The 18,059-nt window shown below is 60.3% G+C and carries 12 protein-coding genes, 1 pseudogene and 1 riboswitch; of the genes and pseudogenes, 7 read left to right on the top strand and 6 right to left on the bottom strand.

What is annotated here, in order from left to right:
* Positions 1-97 precede the first annotated feature (97 nt).
* A complete protein-coding gene (locus GVN17_RS30040; protein WP_371928595.1) occupies positions 98-841 on the bottom strand; it encodes a methyl-accepting chemotaxis protein in 744 nt (247 codons plus the stop codon).
* A 114-nt stretch (positions 842-955) separates the two neighbouring features.
* Positions 956-1,150 (bottom strand): annotated as a pseudogene (locus tag GVN17_RS30035) (HAMP domain-containing protein); the annotation flags it as partial.
* A gap of 1,394 nt (positions 1,151-2,544) precedes the next feature.
* Between GVN17_RS30035 and GVN17_RS21295 the strand changes: the two are divergent.
* Positions 2,545-3,363 carry a M48 family metallopeptidase gene (locus GVN17_RS21295; RefSeq protein WP_166597225.1) on the top strand — a complete coding sequence of 273 codons (819 nt, stop codon included), beginning with the start codon at positions 2,545-2,547 and terminating at the stop codon, positions 3,361-3,363.
* 164 nt (positions 3,364-3,527) lie between these two features.
* Here GVN17_RS21295 and GVN17_RS21290 read toward each other — a convergent pair whose 3' ends face one another.
* The 3 genes from GVN17_RS21290 to GVN17_RS21280 form a co-directional block, all read right to left on the bottom strand.
* Positions 3,528-4,112, bottom strand: coding sequence for a TMEM165/GDT1 family protein (locus GVN17_RS21290; protein ID WP_166597224.1), 585 nt, complete (start codon positions 4,110-4,112; stop codon positions 3,528-3,530).
* 90 nt (positions 4,113-4,202) lie between these two features.
* A riboswitch (yybP-ykoY riboswitch) is annotated at positions 4,203-4,324 on the bottom strand.
* 39 nt (positions 4,325-4,363) lie between these two features.
* The gene (locus tag GVN17_RS21285) at positions 4,364-5,362 is read right to left on the bottom strand and encodes a class I SAM-dependent methyltransferase (RefSeq protein ID WP_166597223.1); all 999 of its coding nucleotides are present in this window, start codon (positions 5,360-5,362) and stop codon (positions 4,364-4,366) included.
* A gap of 207 nt (positions 5,363-5,569) precedes the next feature.
* Positions 5,570-6,535: a 2-hydroxyacid dehydrogenase gene (locus GVN17_RS21280; protein ID WP_166597222.1), complete on the bottom strand. Its 966-nt coding sequence runs from the start codon at positions 6,533-6,535 to the stop codon at positions 5,570-5,572.
* Between the two features lie 90 nt (positions 6,536-6,625).
* Between GVN17_RS21280 and GVN17_RS21275 the strand changes: the two genes are divergently transcribed.
* Positions 6,626-7,255 (top strand): LysE family translocator, encoded by a 630-nt coding sequence (locus tag GVN17_RS21275; RefSeq protein ID WP_166597221.1) that lies wholly within the window; start codon positions 6,626-6,628, stop codon positions 7,253-7,255.
* Between the two features lie 133 nt (positions 7,256-7,388).
* Here GVN17_RS21275 and GVN17_RS21270 read toward each other — a convergent pair whose 3' ends face one another.
* Positions 7,389-8,153, bottom strand: a complete 765-nt coding sequence (locus GVN17_RS21270) for a helix-turn-helix domain-containing protein (RefSeq protein WP_166597220.1) — start codon at positions 8,151-8,153, stop codon at positions 7,389-7,391.
* Between the two features lie 92 nt (positions 8,154-8,245).
* Here GVN17_RS21270 and GVN17_RS21265 point away from each other — a divergent pair, with 92 nt between their 5' ends.
* From GVN17_RS21265 to GVN17_RS21245, 5 genes are all read left to right on the top strand, one after another.
* Positions 8,246-9,448 carry an MFS transporter gene (locus GVN17_RS21265; protein ID WP_166597219.1) on the top strand — a complete coding sequence of 401 codons (1,203 nt, stop codon included), beginning with the start codon at positions 8,246-8,248 and terminating at the stop codon, positions 9,446-9,448.
* A gap of 142 nt (positions 9,449-9,590) precedes the next feature.
* Complete coding sequence (locus tag GVN17_RS21260; protein ID WP_166597218.1) at positions 9,591-11,267, top strand: fatty acid--CoA ligase; 1,677 nt, start codon at positions 9,591-9,593, stop codon at positions 11,265-11,267.
* A gap of 366 nt (positions 11,268-11,633) precedes the next feature.
* Positions 11,634-13,556, top strand: a complete 1,923-nt coding sequence (locus tag GVN17_RS21255) for a DUF1302 domain-containing protein (protein ID WP_166597217.1) — start codon at positions 11,634-11,636, stop codon at positions 13,554-13,556.
* 15 nt (positions 13,557-13,571) lie between these two features.
* Positions 13,572-14,936: a DUF1329 domain-containing protein gene (locus tag GVN17_RS21250; protein WP_166597289.1), complete on the top strand. Its 1,365-nt coding sequence runs from the start codon at positions 13,572-13,574 to the stop codon at positions 14,934-14,936.
* A 359-nt stretch (positions 14,937-15,295) separates the two neighbouring features.
* Complete coding sequence (locus GVN17_RS21245; RefSeq protein ID WP_166597216.1) at positions 15,296-18,055, top strand: LuxR C-terminal-related transcriptional regulator; 2,760 nt, start codon at positions 15,296-15,298, stop codon at positions 18,053-18,055.
* Positions 18,056-18,059: the final 4 nt, after the last annotated feature.

The following is an 18,059-nucleotide window of genomic DNA, read 5'->3' as shown; positions in this document are numbered from 1 at the left end:
TACATCCGACTCATCTCTGGTGCCTGACCCCTTTTCGCGAATGAATTCGCTCCTGCAGTGAGTAATGCGGCGGGTCAGGCACGCCGCATTTTTTGCATCAAACCCTGAACTGATTGATCAACCGGCGTTGTTGCTCCGCCAACTTGGTCAACTCGGCACTCGCTTGGCTCGACTCATCCGCACCGCCCGCCACCTCGTTCGCGACCTGACCGATGTTGATCACATTGCGGTTGATGTCGTCGGCCACGGCGCTCTGTTCTTCGGCGGCACTGGCGATCTGGGTGTTCATGTCGTTGATCACCGACACGGCCTTGGTAATGCTTTCCAGCGCCTGTGCTGCTTCCGCCGCATGGCCCACGCTTTCGTCGGTCTTGGTCTGACTGTCTTCCATGACCTTGACCACTTGCCGCGTGCCGGTCTGCAGGGCCTGAATCATGCTCTGGATTTCTTCGGTGGCTTGTTGCGTCTTCTGCGCCAGATTTCGCACTTCATCGGCCACGACGGCGAAGCCTCGGCCTTGCTCGCCCGCGCGGGCCGCCTCAATTGCCGCGTTGAGGGCGAGCAGATTGGTCTGCTCGGCAATCCCGCGAATGGCCGTCAGGATCGCGTTGATGTTCTCGCTGTCCTTGGCCAGCGTCTGCACCACGCCCACGGCGCGGCCGATTTCCACGGCCAGTTCGCTGATGGAGTTCGAGGTGTTGTGGACGATGCGCATGCCTTGATTGGCGGCATCATCCGCGTGGTTCGCGGCTTGTGCGGCCTGAGTGGCGTTGCGTGCGACGTCCTGAGCGGTGGCGGTCATTTCATGCACGGCCGTGGCGACCAGATCGATCTCCGCCATCTGTTTATGCACGCCTTTGTTGGTGCGAATGGCGATGTCGGCGGTGTGTTCGGACGAATCGCTGACTTTCTGCACCGAGGTCACCACCTGGCTGATCATCACCTGCAACTTGCCCAGGAAGGTGTTGAATCCCGTGGCAATCGCGCCGAGTTCGTCGGCACGGTCGCTGGTCAGGCGACGGGTCAGGTCTCCTTCGCCCTTGGCGATGTCGTCGAGCATCACCACCATCTGTTTCAGCGGACGCGCAATGCCGCGACCCACAAACCAGACAATCAACAGCCCCAGTGCGGCGATCAACAAGCCGACCATGGTCATGCCAAAAATGTCGGTTTCACGCTGGTGCGCGAGGTCAGCCTGTAGTTTTTGCAGGTCGGCCATCACGGCGCTGACCGGCATGCGAATCATCAGGGTCCAGCGCGCGTCGGTGTCGCCGATCCCGAACGGCATGTACAGCTCGATGTGGCCGTGCTCCTTGTCGATGTCGTAACGCACTTCGCCTTTGGTAATGGTGTTGAGGTTCGCGACTTCGTTTGCATCGAGGATGTCGCTGGCCTTCTCGCCGAGCTTGCTGGTGTCCTTGGTGTAGGCGACCAGTCGACCGTTGGTGGCGATCAGCGCCATGTCACCGGCGCCCTCATAGAGCTTTTTATCAGCGCCTTCGAGCATGTCCTGGATGAAGTTCACCGACAGGTCGGCGCCGACGATGCCCTGAAACTTGCCGTCCAGCATGATCGGCTCGATGAACGACGACAGCATGACCATTTTGTCGCCGACTTTATAAGGGGCCGGGTCGATCACGCAGGGTTTGCGGGTTTCTCGTGAGCACAGGTAGTACTCGCTGGAGCGAATGCCCGTGGAGAGAATTTTGGTGTCTTCGAGGCTGGCGAGTTTTTCCAGGTTGAACGTGCCGTCCGGCTTGCGATACCACCAGCCCATGAAGCGGCCGTCCTTCGGATCGACGCCGGTGATGGGCGTCTCGGCGTACGCGGCATCGTTGTGATCCAGCACGTCTTTTTCCCAGCCAATGTAGGAACCGAGAATTTTCGGGTTCCGCACGACGGTTTCGTGCAGCACGTTGAGCAATTGCTCGCGGCTGACTTTCAGCAGCGGTTCGCCCTTGCTGTCTTTCATGCCCAGCGTGGCGTTCATGGTCGCGAGGCCGGCCGCGGTGTGCAGCGGCGCTTCCAGTTCGCGCTGGATTTCACTGGCCTGGGTGCGCGCAATCGCGGTCAGGCGCTGCTGGATAGCCTGTTCGAATTGTGCGGTGGTGCGCTTGTCCACCAGTTCCTGAGTTCGGGCCCCGGAAAACAAGGAATAAAGCACGAGGGCAGCCACGACGCTGAGCACGATGGCACCCGCCAGTGCCGCAACTGAAAACTGTATCGATTTGAACTTCATAGTGGCTCCGGACGTGGAATTACGCCTGAAGGAGATATCGCCTTGTCTCGCACTTAATTGAGGCGAAACCGACGAAGTGGCCGCTTTTGAATCGCTCAGGTCGCAATTGGGTATGTCGCCCACAGCCCACGGTTTCTAAGGCCTTCGAACTTTTTGAAGCGCTGATGCAGGAACTAAGGGGAATGTTTTATCTCTGTTACAAATGTGCGAATTTTTAACCGCTATTTATATGGCAATCGGCTGCTATATGGCACTCACCGGGCGTACGGCCTAGGATGAGCGCCTTGTTTCCAAGGAGATACAACATGCGTAAGGCCTTTACTCTCTGTTCCCTGAGCGCCGCGTTGTTGGTGGCAGGCTGTCAAGCCGTCAACACCACCAGCGGAGATTCGGTGGGCGTCGAGCGCAAGCAGTACATGTTCAGCATGTTGTCGACGGATCAGGTCAATCAGATGTACGCGCAGTCCTACCAGCAAACGGTCAGCGAGGCGTCGTCCAAGGGTGTGTTGGATAAGGACAGCGCCGAAGCCAAGCGCGTGCAAGCCGTTGCCCAGCGGCTGATCGCCCAGGCGCCGAAGCTGCGTCCGGATGCCGCCCAGTGGCAGTGGGATGTGAACCTGATCAAGAGCGATGAGCTGAACGCCAACTGCGGCCCGGGCGGGAAGATCATCGTGTACAGCGGTTTGATCGATACGCTCAAACTCAGCGATGACGAATTGGCGGCGGTGATGGGGCATGAAATCGCCCATGCCTTGCGCGAGCACGGTCGTGAAGCCATGTCCAAGGCGTATGGCATCCAGATGGCCAAGACCGGCGCAGGCTCATTGCTCGGTCTGGGGCAGGACAGCCTGGCGCTGGCCGACACCGTGGTCAATTACAGCCTGACGTTGCCGAACAGCCGTGCCAATGAAAACGAAGCCGACCTGATCGGGTTGGAACTGTCGGCCCGTGCCGGTTACAACCCCAACGCTGCGATCACCCTGTGGCAAAAGATGCAGGCTCAGGCGGGGGCGTCGCAGCCGGAGTTCATGAGCACACACCCGGCTTCGTCCAATCGGATTGCCTCGTTGCAGGCAGCGATTCCAAAGGTGATGCCGCTCTACGAGCAAGCGCCGAAGGGGTGACCCTCATTTGATGATTGACGCGATCCCAACTGTGGGAGCGAATTCATTCGCGAAAAGGGCTCACAAACGACAGATATGTATCGAATGTACTGGCCAATCGCGAATGAATTCGCTCCCACAGGGATGAGCATTCCGACACGGGTGATGCGGTATTTCAGGTGGGGTTAAATCCAGCCGCTCACCTGCATCGCCTTGTACACCGCCACGATGGCGAGAATGAAGAATGCCCCCGCTGCCAGGCGACGGATCAAGGTGAGGGGCAGTTTTTCCGCCGCGAAGTTACCTGCCAGCACCACCGGTACGTTGGCCAGCAGCATGCCCAGCGTCGTGCCCAGAATCACCAGCCACAGGTACGAATACTGCGCCGCCAGCATAACGGTCGCGATTTGCGTCTTGTCGCCGATTTCAGCGAGAAAGAACGCAATCAGCGTGGTCATGAACGGGCCGAATTTGCGCGCGGTGTTGGCTTCGTCGTCGTCCATTTTGTCTGGAACCAGCGTCCACAGCGCGGTGGCGGTGAAGCTCGCGGCGAGAATCCAGTGCAGCATGGCGTCAGAGAAGAAACTGCCGAACCAGGCACCCACGGCACCGGCTGCGGCGTGGTTGGCGAGCGTGGCTGCGACAATACCGGCGATGATCGGCCAGGGCTTGCGAAAGCGGGCTGCGAGGATGAGCGCGAGGAGTTGGGTCTTGTCACCGATTTCGGCCAGTGCGACGACTGCGGTGGGGACCAACAGGGATTCCAGCATCAGGATTTTCCTAAGGGGCGGGTCAACACGGCTATGACACGTACAACCTCCCCGCCCCGGGTCAGGATGTTCGTGTCATAGGTCTTGTCAAACCACCGATCCGTCTGATGCGGATTCCGGGGTCGCGCGCACCATGGTCTGAGGACCAAGTATGTTGATGCACGCCGGACGAGCGTGGCGCTCGTGGGAGACTACTCCCCTAGGACGGAGCGGATTCTGCCTTCGAGAATCCGGTTCGGCAAGCGTTAATTTCAGGCGCGTTTGGCGCGGTAAATCCGGAAGCCATTCCCTTCGGCCATGACGGCACATACGCCAAGATGCTGCTCGATGATCGGCTGGTAACGCAGGAAGCTATTGGCGACCAAGCGCAGTTCGCCGCCTTTTTTCAGATGTTCGCGGGCTTTTCTCAGCAGACTTTCAGTTGCAGCGTAATCAGTGTGCACGCCTGTGTGGAAGGGCGGATTGGTCAGAATCACGTCCAGATGTTCCGGCGCGGCGTCGATGCCGTCACCGGTAATGACCTCGGCTTCAAGACCGTTGGCGACGAGCGTCAAGCGGGTGCTGGCCGTGGCGAAGGCGTCGACATCGAGCATCGTCACTTTCATGTCGGGGTTGCGACGTTTGACTGCAGCGCCCAACACGCCCGCGCCGCAGCCGAAGTCGAGCAAATGGCCGGTGGGCAGGCGATCCAGATTGTCCAGCAGCAGGGCCGAGCCGCGATCCAGACGGCCATGGCTGAACACGCCGGGCAGACTGACGACTTTCAAAGGGCCGCCTTGCACTTCGATGTCGAAGTGTTTGGCGAGGCTGTTCAATTCGATGGCGTGAGGGGCGTCCTCGACGGTGACCTGCCACAGCTGGCAATGACGGGCGCTATCGAGTTTGCGCGCACGGCCAAATGGGCTGAGCTGACGGGCCGCCGCTTCGATGCCGGCGCGCTTTTCGCCCACCAGGAACAGTTCGCGACCGGCCAGGCGCGAGGCGAGAGCGTTGAGCAGGTAATCGGTGAGGTCTTTGGCTTTCGGCAAGAACAGCACCGCCGCCTCTAGGGGCTCGGCGGGTGCTTCAGTCCCGAAATGGGTGCGACCGTTGAAGCGGGTGTCCAGCGCGGCGAAATCCCCGGCATGCCAGCTCCAGCCTCGGGCGTTCGGCAGTGTGCCCAGCAGGTCGTCGGCGGGCAGATTGGCGAGCAGCAACGAACCCTGAAAAAGCTCGGCCTGACGGAGTAACACTTCACTGCGCGGGTCCATCATCGGCTCCTGAAAAAAGAGCGGAGTTTAACAGGGGAAACGGCCAAACACCGATCTACTGTAGGAGCGTGGCTTGTCCCGCGATCGGCGGGGAACCCGTCGTAACACCTGGAAATGTGGTGTTCCTGCCACACCGCTGTCACCGAACTTACGACGACTTCGTCGCCGTTCGCGGGACAAGCCACGCTCCTACAGATTGCGGGGCACTCAGCCGACCACCCGAATCGGCGCACCGGCATAGAACGCGCGGGCGTTTTCGTTGACTTGGCCGACGATGCGCTGGCGGGCTTCTTGGCTGCCCCAAGCGCTGTGAGGGGTGACGATCAGGCGCGGGATGTCGCCGGACAGCAGCGGGTTGCCGTTGACCGGTGGCTCGACAGTCAACACGTCGGTGGCCGCGCCGCCCAGATGGCCGTTGCGCAGGGCGTCGGCCAGCGCTTGTTCGTTGATCAATCCTCCACGCGCGGTGTTGACGATGAACGCCTTGGGTTTCATCAGGCTCAGTTCGTGGGCGTTGATCATGTCGCGGGTGTGTTCATTGAGCGGGCAATGCAGGGTCAGGGCGTCGACTTGCGGCAGCAATTCGTGCAACGGCACGCGATCCGGCCGGGCAGGGCGGCCGGGAATCTGGCCCACGATCACGCGCATGCCAAACGCTTCGGCGAGTTTCGCCACCGCGCCGCCCAGTTCGCCATGGCCCAACAGGCCCAGTGTCTTGCCTTCCAGCTCCACGATGGGGAAGTCCAGCAGACAGAACTGCTTCGACTTCTGCCACTGACCCTGTTGAATCGCCTGCTGATAGTCCGGCAGACGCGTGGCCATCGCCAGCAACAACATCAAGGCATGCTGCGCCACGGACGGCGTGCCGTATCCCTGGCAGTTGCTGACCACGACGCCATGTTTGCGCGCTGCGTCGAGGTCCACGTTGTTCACACCCGTGGCCGTGACGAGTACCAGCTTGAGGTCAGGACACGCTGCGAACGTGGCGGCATCGATCATGATTTTGTTGGAAATCACTGCGTGCGCACCTTGCAGGCGTTCAATCACCTGATCAGCCGTCGTGCTGGAATGCAGGACCAGTTCACCAAAGGTTTCACGCCAGGGATTCAGGTCCAGATCGCCGAGATCCAGTGAGGTGTGATCCAGGAAAACTGCTCTGCGTTGACTCGACATCAGCTGTACCTTTTGTCCGTTGGATAGGAAGCGTAAGGTAGCGAACGTAACAGCGCATGTCATTGGCCAAAGCGCCTTGGAGACCCTTCGATGTACTGGACGGAATTTTTCACCGTAGCCCTCATTCACCTGCTCGCTGTGGCCAGCCCCGGCCCGGACTTCGCGGTGGTCGTCCGCGAGAGCGTGACCCATGGCCGCAAGGCGGGCACTTACACCGCCATGGGCGTGGGGACGGCGATTTTCCTGCACGTTGGCTATTCGTTGCTGGGCATCGGGCTGATCGTGTCTCAGTCCATCGTGCTGTTTAACGCGTTGAAGTGGGCCGCTGCGGCGTACCTGCTGTACATCGGCATCAAGGCCCTGCGCGCCAAACCGGCGAACGCATCGGACGCACCGGTTGATCTTGCCAAGGGCGAGCGAACGGCGCGAGGCGCCTTTACCGCCGGTTTCGTGACCAACGGTTTGAACCCGAAAGCGACGCTGTTTTTCCTGTCGCTGTTCACTGTCGTGATCAACCCACATACGCCGCTGCTGGTTCAGGCGGGTTATGGCGTTTATCTGGCCGTCGCGACCGGCGTCTGGTTTTGTCTGGTGGCACGTCTGTTCAGCCAGGAGCGTGTTCGGGCCGGTTTCGCCCGTATGGGGCATTGGTTCGATCGGGCGATGGGCGGGGTGTTGGTCGCGCTGGGGCTGAAGCTCGCGTTGACCGAGATGCATTGATCTAAGTCGTTGTCATGCTGGATGCTTTTAATCTGTAGGAGTGAGCTTGCTCGCGATGGTGTCACGTCTGTCAGAACAATCGGCACAGGCCCACCGCTATCGCGAGCAAGCTCACTCCTACAGGGAGTCTCTATCACTTCAGCTGGCTCAACTGCCGCAACGCCCCCAGATACTCCCGGGGGCTCTCTCCCAAAAGGCGGCTGAACATCGCGCTGAACGCGCGTGCGCTGCCATACCCCAGATCATTCGCCACCCGCTGCACACTCTCGCCATCGAGCAGTCTCGGCAACGCTTCCATCAAGCGCACTTGCTGACGCCACGCGTTGAAACTCAGGTCCAATTCCTGTTTGAACAGCCGCGTCAGTGTGCGTGAGCTGGCGCCGACTTCCTGCGCCCAATCCTCCAGCGTGTTGCCGTGATCGGGGGCCTTGAGCACGGACACACAAATGCTGTGCAGACGCCGGTCGCGGGGCATCGGGATGTGCAGCGGCAGGTTTTTCAGCCCGGCGACTTCTTCCAGCATCAACTGTTGGATCAGCGGATTGGCCGCATGCTCGTCACCTTGAGTGGCCCGCACGATCAACTCGCGCAAAAGCGGCGTAACCGCCAGCACGCAACACTGATTCAACCCCGGTGGGCAGTGTTCGCCGGCGATGAACAGCGAGCGCATCAGCACCTCGCCGGACATGAACGTCTCATGCTCCACCATCGGCGGGATCCACACCGCCCGCGTTGGCGGAATCACCCAAGCGCCGGTTTTGGTCACCAGCCGCATCATGCCGCTGACCGCATAGAGCAACTGCGCCTCGGCATGAATGTGCCACGGGTGATAGCCGCCTTCGGGGTAGTCCGCAGGGTGGGCGGTCACGGGGCTGTGGCGGAGGTGATTGATCAACATGGCGGATTCGATGACTTTGTTGTCTGAAATGCGAATTGTCGCCAACTTAGCATGAGCATCCACCTTCACCGCAAGCCTCAGGATGCGCTGCCATGAGTCAATCCCAACGCCCCAACTCACCCCGACGGGTGATCCATTTCATTAACGCCGCCCACGTCATCGATCACATGTTCATGCTGATTTTTCCGGCCGCCGTGCTGGGCATGACACAGGCCTTTGCGCTGGATTACGCGCAACTCATCGGCCTGTCGCTGGGCGGTTTCATCGCTTTCGGGGCTTGCTCGCTACCGGCGGGCTGGCTCGGTGATCGCTGGAGTCGGCGGCACATGATGCTGCTGTTCTTCTTTGGGATCGGCGCGGCTTCGATCATCACCGGGCTGAGCACCAGCACAACCATGCTGGCGGTCGGCATGACGCTGGTGGGCGTGTTTGCCGCCATCTATCACCCCGTCGGCACTGCCATGCTGGTGGCCTACGCACAAAACCGTGGCCGCGAAATCGGTGTCAACGGCATGTGGGGCAACCTGGGCGTGGCGTTTTCCGCGCTGCTGACGGGCTTTGTCGTCGCGCAATTTGGCTGGCGCTCAGCGTTCATCCTGCCGGGCAGCGTGTCGATTCTGATCGGACTGGCGTTCGCCTGGCAGATCAAGGACGAGCCGATCCCGGTGCGGGCGCACACTGCGCCGAAAGGCAAATCCGGCCAGCGTATCTCCATGACAATGGTCTTCAGCGTGCTGGCCATCGCCACGGCCACCGGCGGTGTGGTGTTCAACGCCACCACCATGACGTATCCGAAGCTGTTTCAGGATCGCTTGCACGACCTGTTCGCCTCGCCGCAAACCTTGGGTCTCATCGTCAGCCTGGCCTACGCCTTCGGGGCGATTGCGCAATTGACCATCGGCCGTTTCCTCGACCGGTTCAGCCTCAAGTGGCCGTTCGTGATCCTGACCGTCTGCCAGGCACCGTTTCTGTTCGCGCTGGCCTACGTCGACAGCTGGCCGGTGATAATGCTGGGGGCAGGTTTCATGTTCGTGGTGTTTGGTCAGGTGACGGTTAACGATGCGATGGTCGCCAACTTCGTCGCGCCGCAATGGCAGTCGCGGGTATTCGCGTTGCGTTACTTCCTGTCCTTCGGCGCGAGTGCTACAGCGATTCCGTTGATTGCCTACGTCGAGCCACGACAAGGGCTGGCGGGGCTGTACGTCCTCCTGGCGGGCTTCGCGGCATTGACCTTCCTTGCGGCGGCCGTTTTCCCACGCACTCCGGCTGAAAACCCCTCGGCTCAGCTCGCTTAGGGCCGTTTCACCCTGTCAAATGGCGCAATGCCTGCATGGTCACTCGTCAATCGAATCATCCCTTTGGCTGATTTGGCTGGCGAGTGAAGGCTCTAGAGTGCATATTTTCAGCACCGCCCATGCATCTTGAAAAGGGATTCCTATGCTGCAGACTCGCGTGATTCCGCCAGCCGATGGCGCGTACCAGTACCCCCTGTTGATCAAAAGTCTGCTGATGTCGGGCAGTCGTTACGAGAAATCGCGGGAAATCGTTTACCGGGACCAATCACGCTATTCGTATCTGACCCTCAACGAGCGCATCTGCAGACTGGCCAATGTGCTGACCGAGGCGGGGGTGAAAGCGGGTGACACCGTGGCCGTCATGGATTGGGACAGCCATCGTTATCTGGAATGCATGTTTGCCATTCCCATGATTGGCGCCGTGATTCACACCATCAACGTGCGCCTTTCACCGGATCAGATTCTGTTCACCATGAACCACGCCGAAGACAAGTTCGTGCTGGTCAACAGCGAGTTCGTTCCCCTCTATCAATGCTTCGCGAGCAAGCTGACCACAGTCGAGAAGACCCTGTTGCTCACCGATACGGCAGACAAGACCGCCGACCTCCCGAACCTCGTGGGTGAGTACGAAACGCTGCTGGCGGCTGCCAGTCCGCACTACCGCTTCGAGGATTTCGACGAGAACTCAGTGGCGACGACGTTCTACACCACCGGCACCACGGGCAACCCCAAAGGTGTGTATTTCACTCACCGTCAGTTGGTGCTGCACACCCTGGCCGTCGCGACGATCATGGGCAGCGTCGAAGGGCAGCTGTGCAGCGACAAGGTCTACATGCCGATCACGCCGATGTTCCACGTGCATGCGTGGGGTGTGCCGTACGCGGCCACCATGCTTGGCGTGAAGCAGGTCTACCCCGGTCGTTATGACCCGGAATTGCTGGTCGAGCTATGGCGCAAGGAGAAGGTCACGTTCTCCCACTGTGTGCCGACCATCATGCAAATGGTGCTCAACGCCAAGGCCGCCAAGGATGTGGATTTCACCGGCTGGAACATCATCATCGGCGGCAGCTCGCTCAACCGGTCGCTCTACGAAGCGGCCAAGGCCAAGGGCATTCAACTGACGGGTGCGTATGGCATGTCCGAAACCGGGCCCCTCGTCTCGGTGGCGCACTTGAACGACGAACTGATGGCGGGCAGCGAAGACGAGCGCATCACGTACCGGATCAAGGCCGGTACACCCGGTGTTTTGGTGGAAGCCGCGATTGTCGACAGCGAGGGCAATTTCCTGCCGTCCGATGGCGAGACCCAAGGCGAGTTGGTGTTGCGCGCGCCATGGCTGACCGAGAGCTACTACCGCGAACCGCAAAAAGGCGCCGAGCTGTGGGCCGGTGGCTGGCTGCACACAGGCGACGTGGCGACGCTCGACAGCATGGGCGGCATCGACATTCGCGATCGCATCAAGGACGTCATCAAGACGGGCGGGGAATGGGTGTCTTCGCTGGAGCTCGAAGACTTGTGCAGTCGCCATCCTGGTGTGCGCGAAGTGGCCGTGGTCGGGGTCGCCGATCCACAGTGGGGCGAACGTCCCTTTGCGTTACTGGTGGTGCGCGAAGGTCATGTGGTCGACGCCAAGGCCTTGAAAGAACACCTGAAACCATTCGTGGAACAGGGGCACATTAACAAGTGGGCGATTCCGAGCCAGATCGCCCTTGTTACTGAAATTCCCAAGACCAGTGTCGGCAAGCTCGACAAGAAGAAAATCCGCCTCGACATCCTCGAATGGCAGAGCACCAACAGTACTTTCCTCTCGACTCTCTGAGTCATTTTGCTCGCATGCATCGCTCGGGTCCTGACCCGGGCGATGTGTCGCGAAGCCGCCGTCTAGACGTCCTGCTTGCCAAATTCCTAAATTCAGCCATCCTCCCTTTGCCGCACGCGTGAGTCCGTCGAAATCGGCGGATCAGAGGCGTCGACGCTGTAAATCACACTTTAGAGGGATCAAGCCGTTGTACCTGCTGGCTATAGTCGGCAGTAGGTAGGAACTGGAGAAAAACGCCGCCTCGTTTCGCAGCTTTACATGGGCTGCCCGACACGCGTTGACACCCAGGCATCGCGGATCTGTCTGCCTGAGTCGTTTCTGGAAGCACCCACTGCCATAAAAATAAAAGCACATGGAGTAGCGTCGATGACATCAGCAAACCCGTTCTGGCGCCGGGCAAGATTGCCCTTGGCCGTCAGCCTCGCTTCCACGCTCGCCGGTCCTGCGTTCGGCGTCAGTTTCAACATCGGTGAAATCGAAGGTAATTTCGACTCGTCGCTCTCCATTGGCGCCAGTTGGTCTACCCAGAACGCCAACAAGAACCTCATCGGTTCCAACAACGGCGGACACGGTCTTTCGCAAACCTCCGATGACGGCCACTTGAACTTCAAAAGTGGGGAAACCTTTTCGAAGATCTTCAAGGGTATTCACGATCTGGAGCTGAAATACGGCGACACCGGCGTATTCCTGCGGGGCAAGTACTGGTACGACTTCGAACTCAAGGATGAAGGCCGCGAGTTCAAGGACATCAGCGATTCAGGCCGCAAAGAAGGCGCGAAGTCCTCAGGGTTCCAGCTGCTCGACGCGTTCGTTTACCACAACTATTCCATTGCCGATCAGCCTGGCGCCGTGCGTTTCGGTAAGCAGGTGGTGAGTTGGGGTGAGAGCACCTTCATCGGTGGCGGCATCAACAGCATCAACCCTATCGATGTGTCGGCGTTTCGCCGTCCTGGCTCGGAAATCAAGGAAGGCCTGATTCCGGTCAACATGTTTTACCTGTCGCAAAGCCTGACCGAGAACCTGTCGGCCGAAGGCTTCTATCAGCTGGAGTGGGACCAGACGGTCGTCGACAACTGCGGCACCTTCTTCTCGCAGCCTGACGTGATCGCCGACGGTTGCCAAAACAACCTGGCGGTACTGCGCACTCGCAACAGCCTGAACGCTGCCTTGCCGGCCGCATTGCGGGGGCCGGTTCAAGCGACGCTGGCAGCGCGTGGCGTCAACTTCGGCAGCCCTGACGAGGGCGCCATCGTGGCCCGTGGCCCGGATCGCGATGCCCGCGACAGCGGCCAGTACGGCCTGGCCATGCACTACAACTTCGAGCCGCTGGACACCGAGTTCGGCGCCTACTACATGAATTACCACAGCCGCTCGCCGATCTTCAGTGGCAAGGGTGGCCCGGCCAGCGCCTACAGTGCGGCCGGTCTGGTGGGTGGTCTGGCGAGCCGCGGCGTACCGTTGGGTGTGGCCACCAGCCTCGCGCCGACGCTGCTGCCGGTCGTGGTCGCGGCCAACTCCAGCTATTACGTCGAATACCCCGAAGACATTCACCTGTTCGGCCTGAGCTTCTCCACCACGCTGCCTACGGGTACGGCGTGGAGCGGCGAGCTGAGCTACCGCCCGAACGCGCCGGTTCAGCTGAACACCACCGACATTCTGTATTCCGGCCTGACGCCGCTGAACCCAAGCGTTGCGTTGCTGCAAGGCACGCCGGGCGCTGACCAGAAAGGCTACCGCCGCAAGGAAGTCAGCCAGGCGCAGACCACCTTCACGCACTTCTTCGATCAGGTGATGGGCGCCGAGCGTCTGACCATGGTGGGCGAGGTGGGCTGGACTCACGTCGGTGGCCTGGAAAGCACGTCCAAACTGCGTTACGGACGTGACCCGAGCTACGGCCCTGGCCCGTTGCCGAATGGTCAATGTACCGCGCTCAACGCCAGCACCCTGGCAGGCGCGCCGCTCAACAACCTCAGCCGCTACTGCGAAAACGACGGTTTCACCACCACCGATTCGTGGGGTTATCGCGCCCGTGCCATCTGGGACTACAACAACGTGTTCGCCGGTGTGAACCTCAAGCCAAGCGTGGCGTGGTCCCACGACGTCAAAGGTTATTCGCCAGGCCCTGGCGGCAACTTCGAAGAAGGTCGCAAGGCCGTGAGCCTGGGCGTGGAGGCGGAATATCAGAACACCTATACCGCCAACCTTTCCTACACCAACTTCTTCGACGGCAAGTACACCACAGTGGATGACCGCGACTTCGTGGCCCTCAGCTTCGGTATGAACTTCTAAGGAATGACCATGAACATGAAAATCACGAAGGGGCTGCTGCACGTCGGCGTACTGGGTCTGTCATTGCTGGCGACCGGGGTGATGGCAGCGGTTTCCGCAGACGAGGCGGCCAAGCTGGGCACGACGCTGACGCCGATGGGCGCCGAGAAGGCCGGCAACGCCGCCGGTACCATTCCGGCGTGGACCCCGATGGCGACCAATGCGGGCGCGGTGGATGACAAAGGTTTCCTGGCCAACCCGTACGCCAATGAAAAACCGCTGTTCACCATCACGGCGCAGAACGTCGATCAGTACAAGGACAAGCTCGCACCGGGACAGTACGCGATGTTCAAACGGTACCCGGACACCTTCAAAATGCCGGTTTACCCGTCGCATCGTGGCGCGACCGTGCCCGCCGATGTCTTTGCGTCCATCAAGAAAAACGCCACCAACACCAAGCTGGTCGGTGGCGGCAACGGTCTGGAAAACTTCGAAACCGCGGTGCCGTTCCCGATTCCCAAAGATGGCCTGGAAGTGATCTGGAACCACATCACCCGCTATCGTGGCGGTAGCGTGTCGCGTCTGGTGACCCAGGCCACGCCGCAAACCAACGGCTCGTTCAACCCGGTGTATTTCCACGACGAGTTCGTCTTCCGCGACAAGATGAAGGACTACGATCCGAAGAATCCCGGCAACATCCTGTTCTACTTCAAGCAGGAAGTGACCGCCCCGGCACGTCTGGCGGGGACCGTGCTGCTGGTGCACGAAACCCTCGACCAAGTGAAAGAGCCGCGTGCGGCGTGGGTTTACAACGCCGGTCAGCGCCGCGTGCGTCGTGCGCCGCAAGTGTCTTATGACGGTCCAGGTACCGCCGCCGACGGTCTGCGCACCTCCGACAACCTCGACATGTACAACGGCGCACCGGATCGCTACGACTGGAAACTGATCGGTAAACAAGAGCTGTACATCGCCTCCGACAGCTACAAGCTTGACGATCCGAAGCTCAAGTACGCCGACATCATCAAAGCCGGCCATATCAACCAGGACCTGGCGCGCTACGAGCTGCGTCGCGTCTGGCACGTGACCGCCACCCTGAAAGAAGGCCAGCGCCACATCTACGCCAAGCGTGACTTCTTCATCGACGAAGACACCTGGCAAGCCGCTGTCATCGACCACTACGACGGTCGCGGCCAATTGTGGCGCGTCGCTGAAGCCCATGCCGAGAACTACTACGACAAGCAAGTGCCGTGGTACGCCCTCGAAGCCCTCTACGACCTGCAGTCCGGCCGCTACCTGGCGCTGGGCATGAAGAACGAAGAGAAAAAGGCCTACGATTTCGGCTTCACCGCCACCATCAGCGACTTCCAGCCTAACGCGCTGCGTCAGGAAGGCGTGCGCTGATCAGGCAAACGAATGGGCGCAGAGCCGTGCATTGTTGATCACAGCTACAGAGCACGGGCTGTCCTGCGCCGCTTTACCCTACGGCTGAACCCCGTGGTTGCACGTGAAAACACCCCGAATTTTCGGGGTGTTTTTTTCTAAGCCGTTCCTCACTTGTGCGAGAGCCCGCAAGTCGACTCTCACAGATATCCACAAACGTATTGCTTCCCCTCCCCAAACATATAAAGCAACATTCGCCCTGTTGATGGGATACGTTTTCTTACAGTCTTTCGTCGAACATTCTTCAAAAGCGCTGACTTAGCCGCTAGTCTCCCGACATCTGAACGCCGAATAACAAGCACCTCTAACAAGAGCCGGCCATGACTGATCTGTCGCGTTTGCAAGGAATCGCAAATCACGCAGTCACTGCGTTGGAAGGACGTTTCTTCCGCCCACCCCTGCCTGAAGGCTATGTGCCCAGGCCCAGGTTGTGCGAGCGGCTGAGTGCGGGGTTGTCAGGACGGCTGTTACTGGTCAGCGCGCCTGCCGGATTTGGCAAAAGTTCGCTGGCAGTGGAGTTCTGTGAGAGCCTTCCTGGTCAATGGCAAAACCTCTGGCTGGGCTTGAGCCAGCGTGACAGCGATCCCGGTCGCTTCCTCGAACGTCTTCTGTCAGGCCTTCAACAATTCTTCCCTCAATTGGGCAATCAGGCGCTGGGTCTGCTGAAAATGCGCCAGCGGCATCAGCCCTTTGCCTTTGAAGAGTGGCTCGACGGTTTGCTGGACGAACTGGCGATGCACCTGATGTTGAGCAAACCGCTGCTGCTGGTGCTCGACGACTACCACCTTGTGCAAGGCCCGGTGCTCGACCGCTGCCTGCAATTTCTGCTCAATCACCTGCCTGCGGGCCTGATCGTCATGGTCACCAGCCGACAGCGCCCGGACTGGCACCTGGCGCGGTTGCGGTTGTCCCGGCAATTACTCGAACTCTCCGAAAACGACCTGCGGCTGACCGACGACGAATCGATGGCCGTGCTGGATCAGTACAGCAGTTCGTTGACCGATGAAGCGCTACATAACTTGCTGCAGCGCAGCGAAGGGTGGGTGGCCGGTTTGCGTTTCTGGTTGCTCGCCGCGACAGAGGCGGGCAGTAACACCCTGACTCAAGGGGTGAACGGCGGCGAAGGGCTGATCCGCGATTACCTGCTCGAAGAGGTTATCGACTGCCTGCCTGCTGACGTCCAGGCCTTCCTCTATGAAACCGCCTGTCTTGAGCGCTTTTGCAGCCCCTTGTGCGACGCGGCGCGGGACAGTCACGACAGCACGGAAATCATCGCTTTCTTGCAAGCGCATCAGGTTTTTCTGGTGCCGTTGGACGAGAACGGGCGCTGGTTCCGTTATCACCACCTGTTTTCCGATCTCCTGCGCGCCCGGGCGGGCAACACTGTCGCGCCGCAACAAAGACGTCTGCATTTGAACGCCTGCCGCTGGTTCAGCGAGCAAGGCCTGCTGGACGAAGCCATCGAACAAGCGTTACGCGCGGGTCATCACGATGTCGCCGCCAATCTGGTCCAGAACCTGTCCGAAGAGCAGTTGTTGGCCGAGCAAAACGTCGGCATGTTGCTGCGTTGGAAAATGGACCTGCCTGACAGCCTGCTGATCAGCACGCCGCGTTTGATCGTGCTGTACGCGTGGGCGTTGGGTCTGGCCTGTCAGCTCGATGCTGCCGAAGAGTTGGGCAATCACCTCAGTCGTTTTCTGCCTGCACCCTCGGCTACTGCCCAGAAATCCATGCTGGCGCAGTGGCTGGCCCTCAGCGGCATCATTGCCCGGGGCCGTGGCGACAGCGACACTGCGCACCGCTATTGCAGCGAGGCGCTCGTGAGCCTTCCTCAAAAGCGCTACGGCCAGCGGCTGTTGTGCCTGTCCACCCTGGCCAATCTCGCCATTGCCGACGGAGACTTGTGGCGCGCACGGGCATTGAACCGCGATGCGCTGGAATTGGCGCAACGCGTCGCCAATCCCCTCTTCGAGGCGCTGGCCCACTACGACCGAGCGCGCACGCTCTTGGCCAGGGGGGAAGCATTACGTTCTCTGGAAGAGGTCCGTCAGGGATTGCGTCGCTTGAACGGTTTGTCCTCGCAGCGGATTTACGCGGTTCGTGCGCGGCTGACGCTGTATGAAGGCTACTTGCTCGTTCAATGCCTGCAGTTCGACGCCGGGCGCAAACGACTGGATAGCGGGCTGGTCGAAGCGCGCGCGTGCCGGGACATCAGCGTGCTGATCGGTCATTGCGTGATCGCCGGGATGGAGGGCCGGGAAGGGCGGTTCGCCGAAGCCTTCGCGGAACTGGCCGAAGCCGAGCGGCTGATGCACATCTGGGACGTACCGCCCGTGTATTACCTGGCGATGATCACGCTGGCGAAATGCGAGCTGTGGCTGGCGCAGGGAAGAATCGACCTCGCCGACGCCTGGCTTTTGCGTCTGGGGCAAACCTATGGCGGTGACCATCCCGCCGCCGCGCCGGAATGCATGCCGCTCATGCCGCAACACATCGAATTGCTGCGCGCCATGCTGGATCAGATACAAGGTCGCACGGAGGCATCCGTCGAACGTCTGATGGGCCTGGAAACTTATGCGCAACAGATCGGCGCCGGTCTACTCGGCTTGAGCGCCACGAGCCAGTGGCTCACCCTGGCGCTCGATACCGCAGACAAAACTCATGCACAAACGCTGCTCGGCCGCAGTCTCCAAAACGCCACCGGTGGCGCGATCCTGCCCCTGCTCCCCGTCATTCGCCAACACCCGGACTGGCTGAGCGAGCAATTGCTGAAACGCCCCCGTTGCCGACTCGTCGATTACCTGCTCAATCAACTGTCGCCCCATGTCAGCAAAGACCTGCCTTGCGCGCGGGACATCAACGAAACCGCCCCATGTCCCGGCGCCGACGCGCTCAGCGCCCGCGAGCTCGGAGTGCTTCAGTTGATCGCTCAGGGCTGTTCCAATCAGGAAATCAGCGAACGGCTGTTCATCTCGCTGCACACGGTCAAAACCCACGCCAGCCACATCAACAGCAAGCTGGGCGTGGAGCGTAGAACCCAGGCCGTGGCGCGGGCGCAGGAGCTGGGATTGTTGAGTTGATCGG

The organism is Pseudomonas sp. SLFW (assembly GCF_009905615.1).
Lineage (GTDB): Bacteria > Pseudomonadota > Gammaproteobacteria > Pseudomonadales > Pseudomonadaceae > Aquipseudomonas > Aquipseudomonas bambusae.
This window is presented reverse-complemented; position numbering and strand designations above follow the sequence as displayed.

Bases quoted from the DNA above. Each gene is read 5' to 3' on its own strand.
- GVN17_RS30040 (WP_371928595.1), bottom strand. From the start codon at position 841: ATGGCGGAGATCGATCTGGTCGCCACGGCCGTGCATGAAATGACCGCC.
- GVN17_RS21295 (WP_166597225.1), top strand. From the start codon at position 2,545: ATGCGTAAGGCCTTTACTCTCTGTTCCCTGAGCGCCGCGTTGTTGGTG.
- GVN17_RS21290 (WP_166597224.1), bottom strand. From the start codon at position 4,112: ATGCTGGAATCCCTGTTGGTCCCCACCGCAGTCGTCGCACTGGCCGAA.
- GVN17_RS21285 (WP_166597223.1), bottom strand. From the start codon at position 5,362: ATGGACCCGCGCAGTGAAGTGTTACTCCGTCAGGCCGAGCTTTTTCAG.
- GVN17_RS21280 (WP_166597222.1), bottom strand. From the start codon at position 6,535: ATGTCGAGTCAACGCAGAGCAGTTTTCCTGGATCACACCTCACTGGAT.
- GVN17_RS21275 (WP_166597221.1), top strand. From the start codon at position 6,626: ATGTACTGGACGGAATTTTTCACCGTAGCCCTCATTCACCTGCTCGCT.
- GVN17_RS21270 (WP_166597220.1), bottom strand. From the start codon at position 8,153: ATGTTGATCAATCACCTCCGCCACAGCCCCGTGACCGCCCACCCTGCG.
- GVN17_RS21265 (WP_166597219.1), top strand. From the start codon at position 8,246: ATGAGTCAATCCCAACGCCCCAACTCACCCCGACGGGTGATCCATTTC.
- GVN17_RS21260 (WP_166597218.1), top strand. From the start codon at position 9,591: ATGCTGCAGACTCGCGTGATTCCGCCAGCCGATGGCGCGTACCAGTAC.
- GVN17_RS21255 (WP_166597217.1), top strand. From the start codon at position 11,634: ATGACATCAGCAAACCCGTTCTGGCGCCGGGCAAGATTGCCCTTGGCC.
- GVN17_RS21250 (WP_166597289.1), top strand. From the start codon at position 13,572: ATGAAAATCACGAAGGGGCTGCTGCACGTCGGCGTACTGGGTCTGTCA.
- GVN17_RS21245 (WP_166597216.1), top strand. From the start codon at position 15,296: ATGACTGATCTGTCGCGTTTGCAAGGAATCGCAAATCACGCAGTCACT.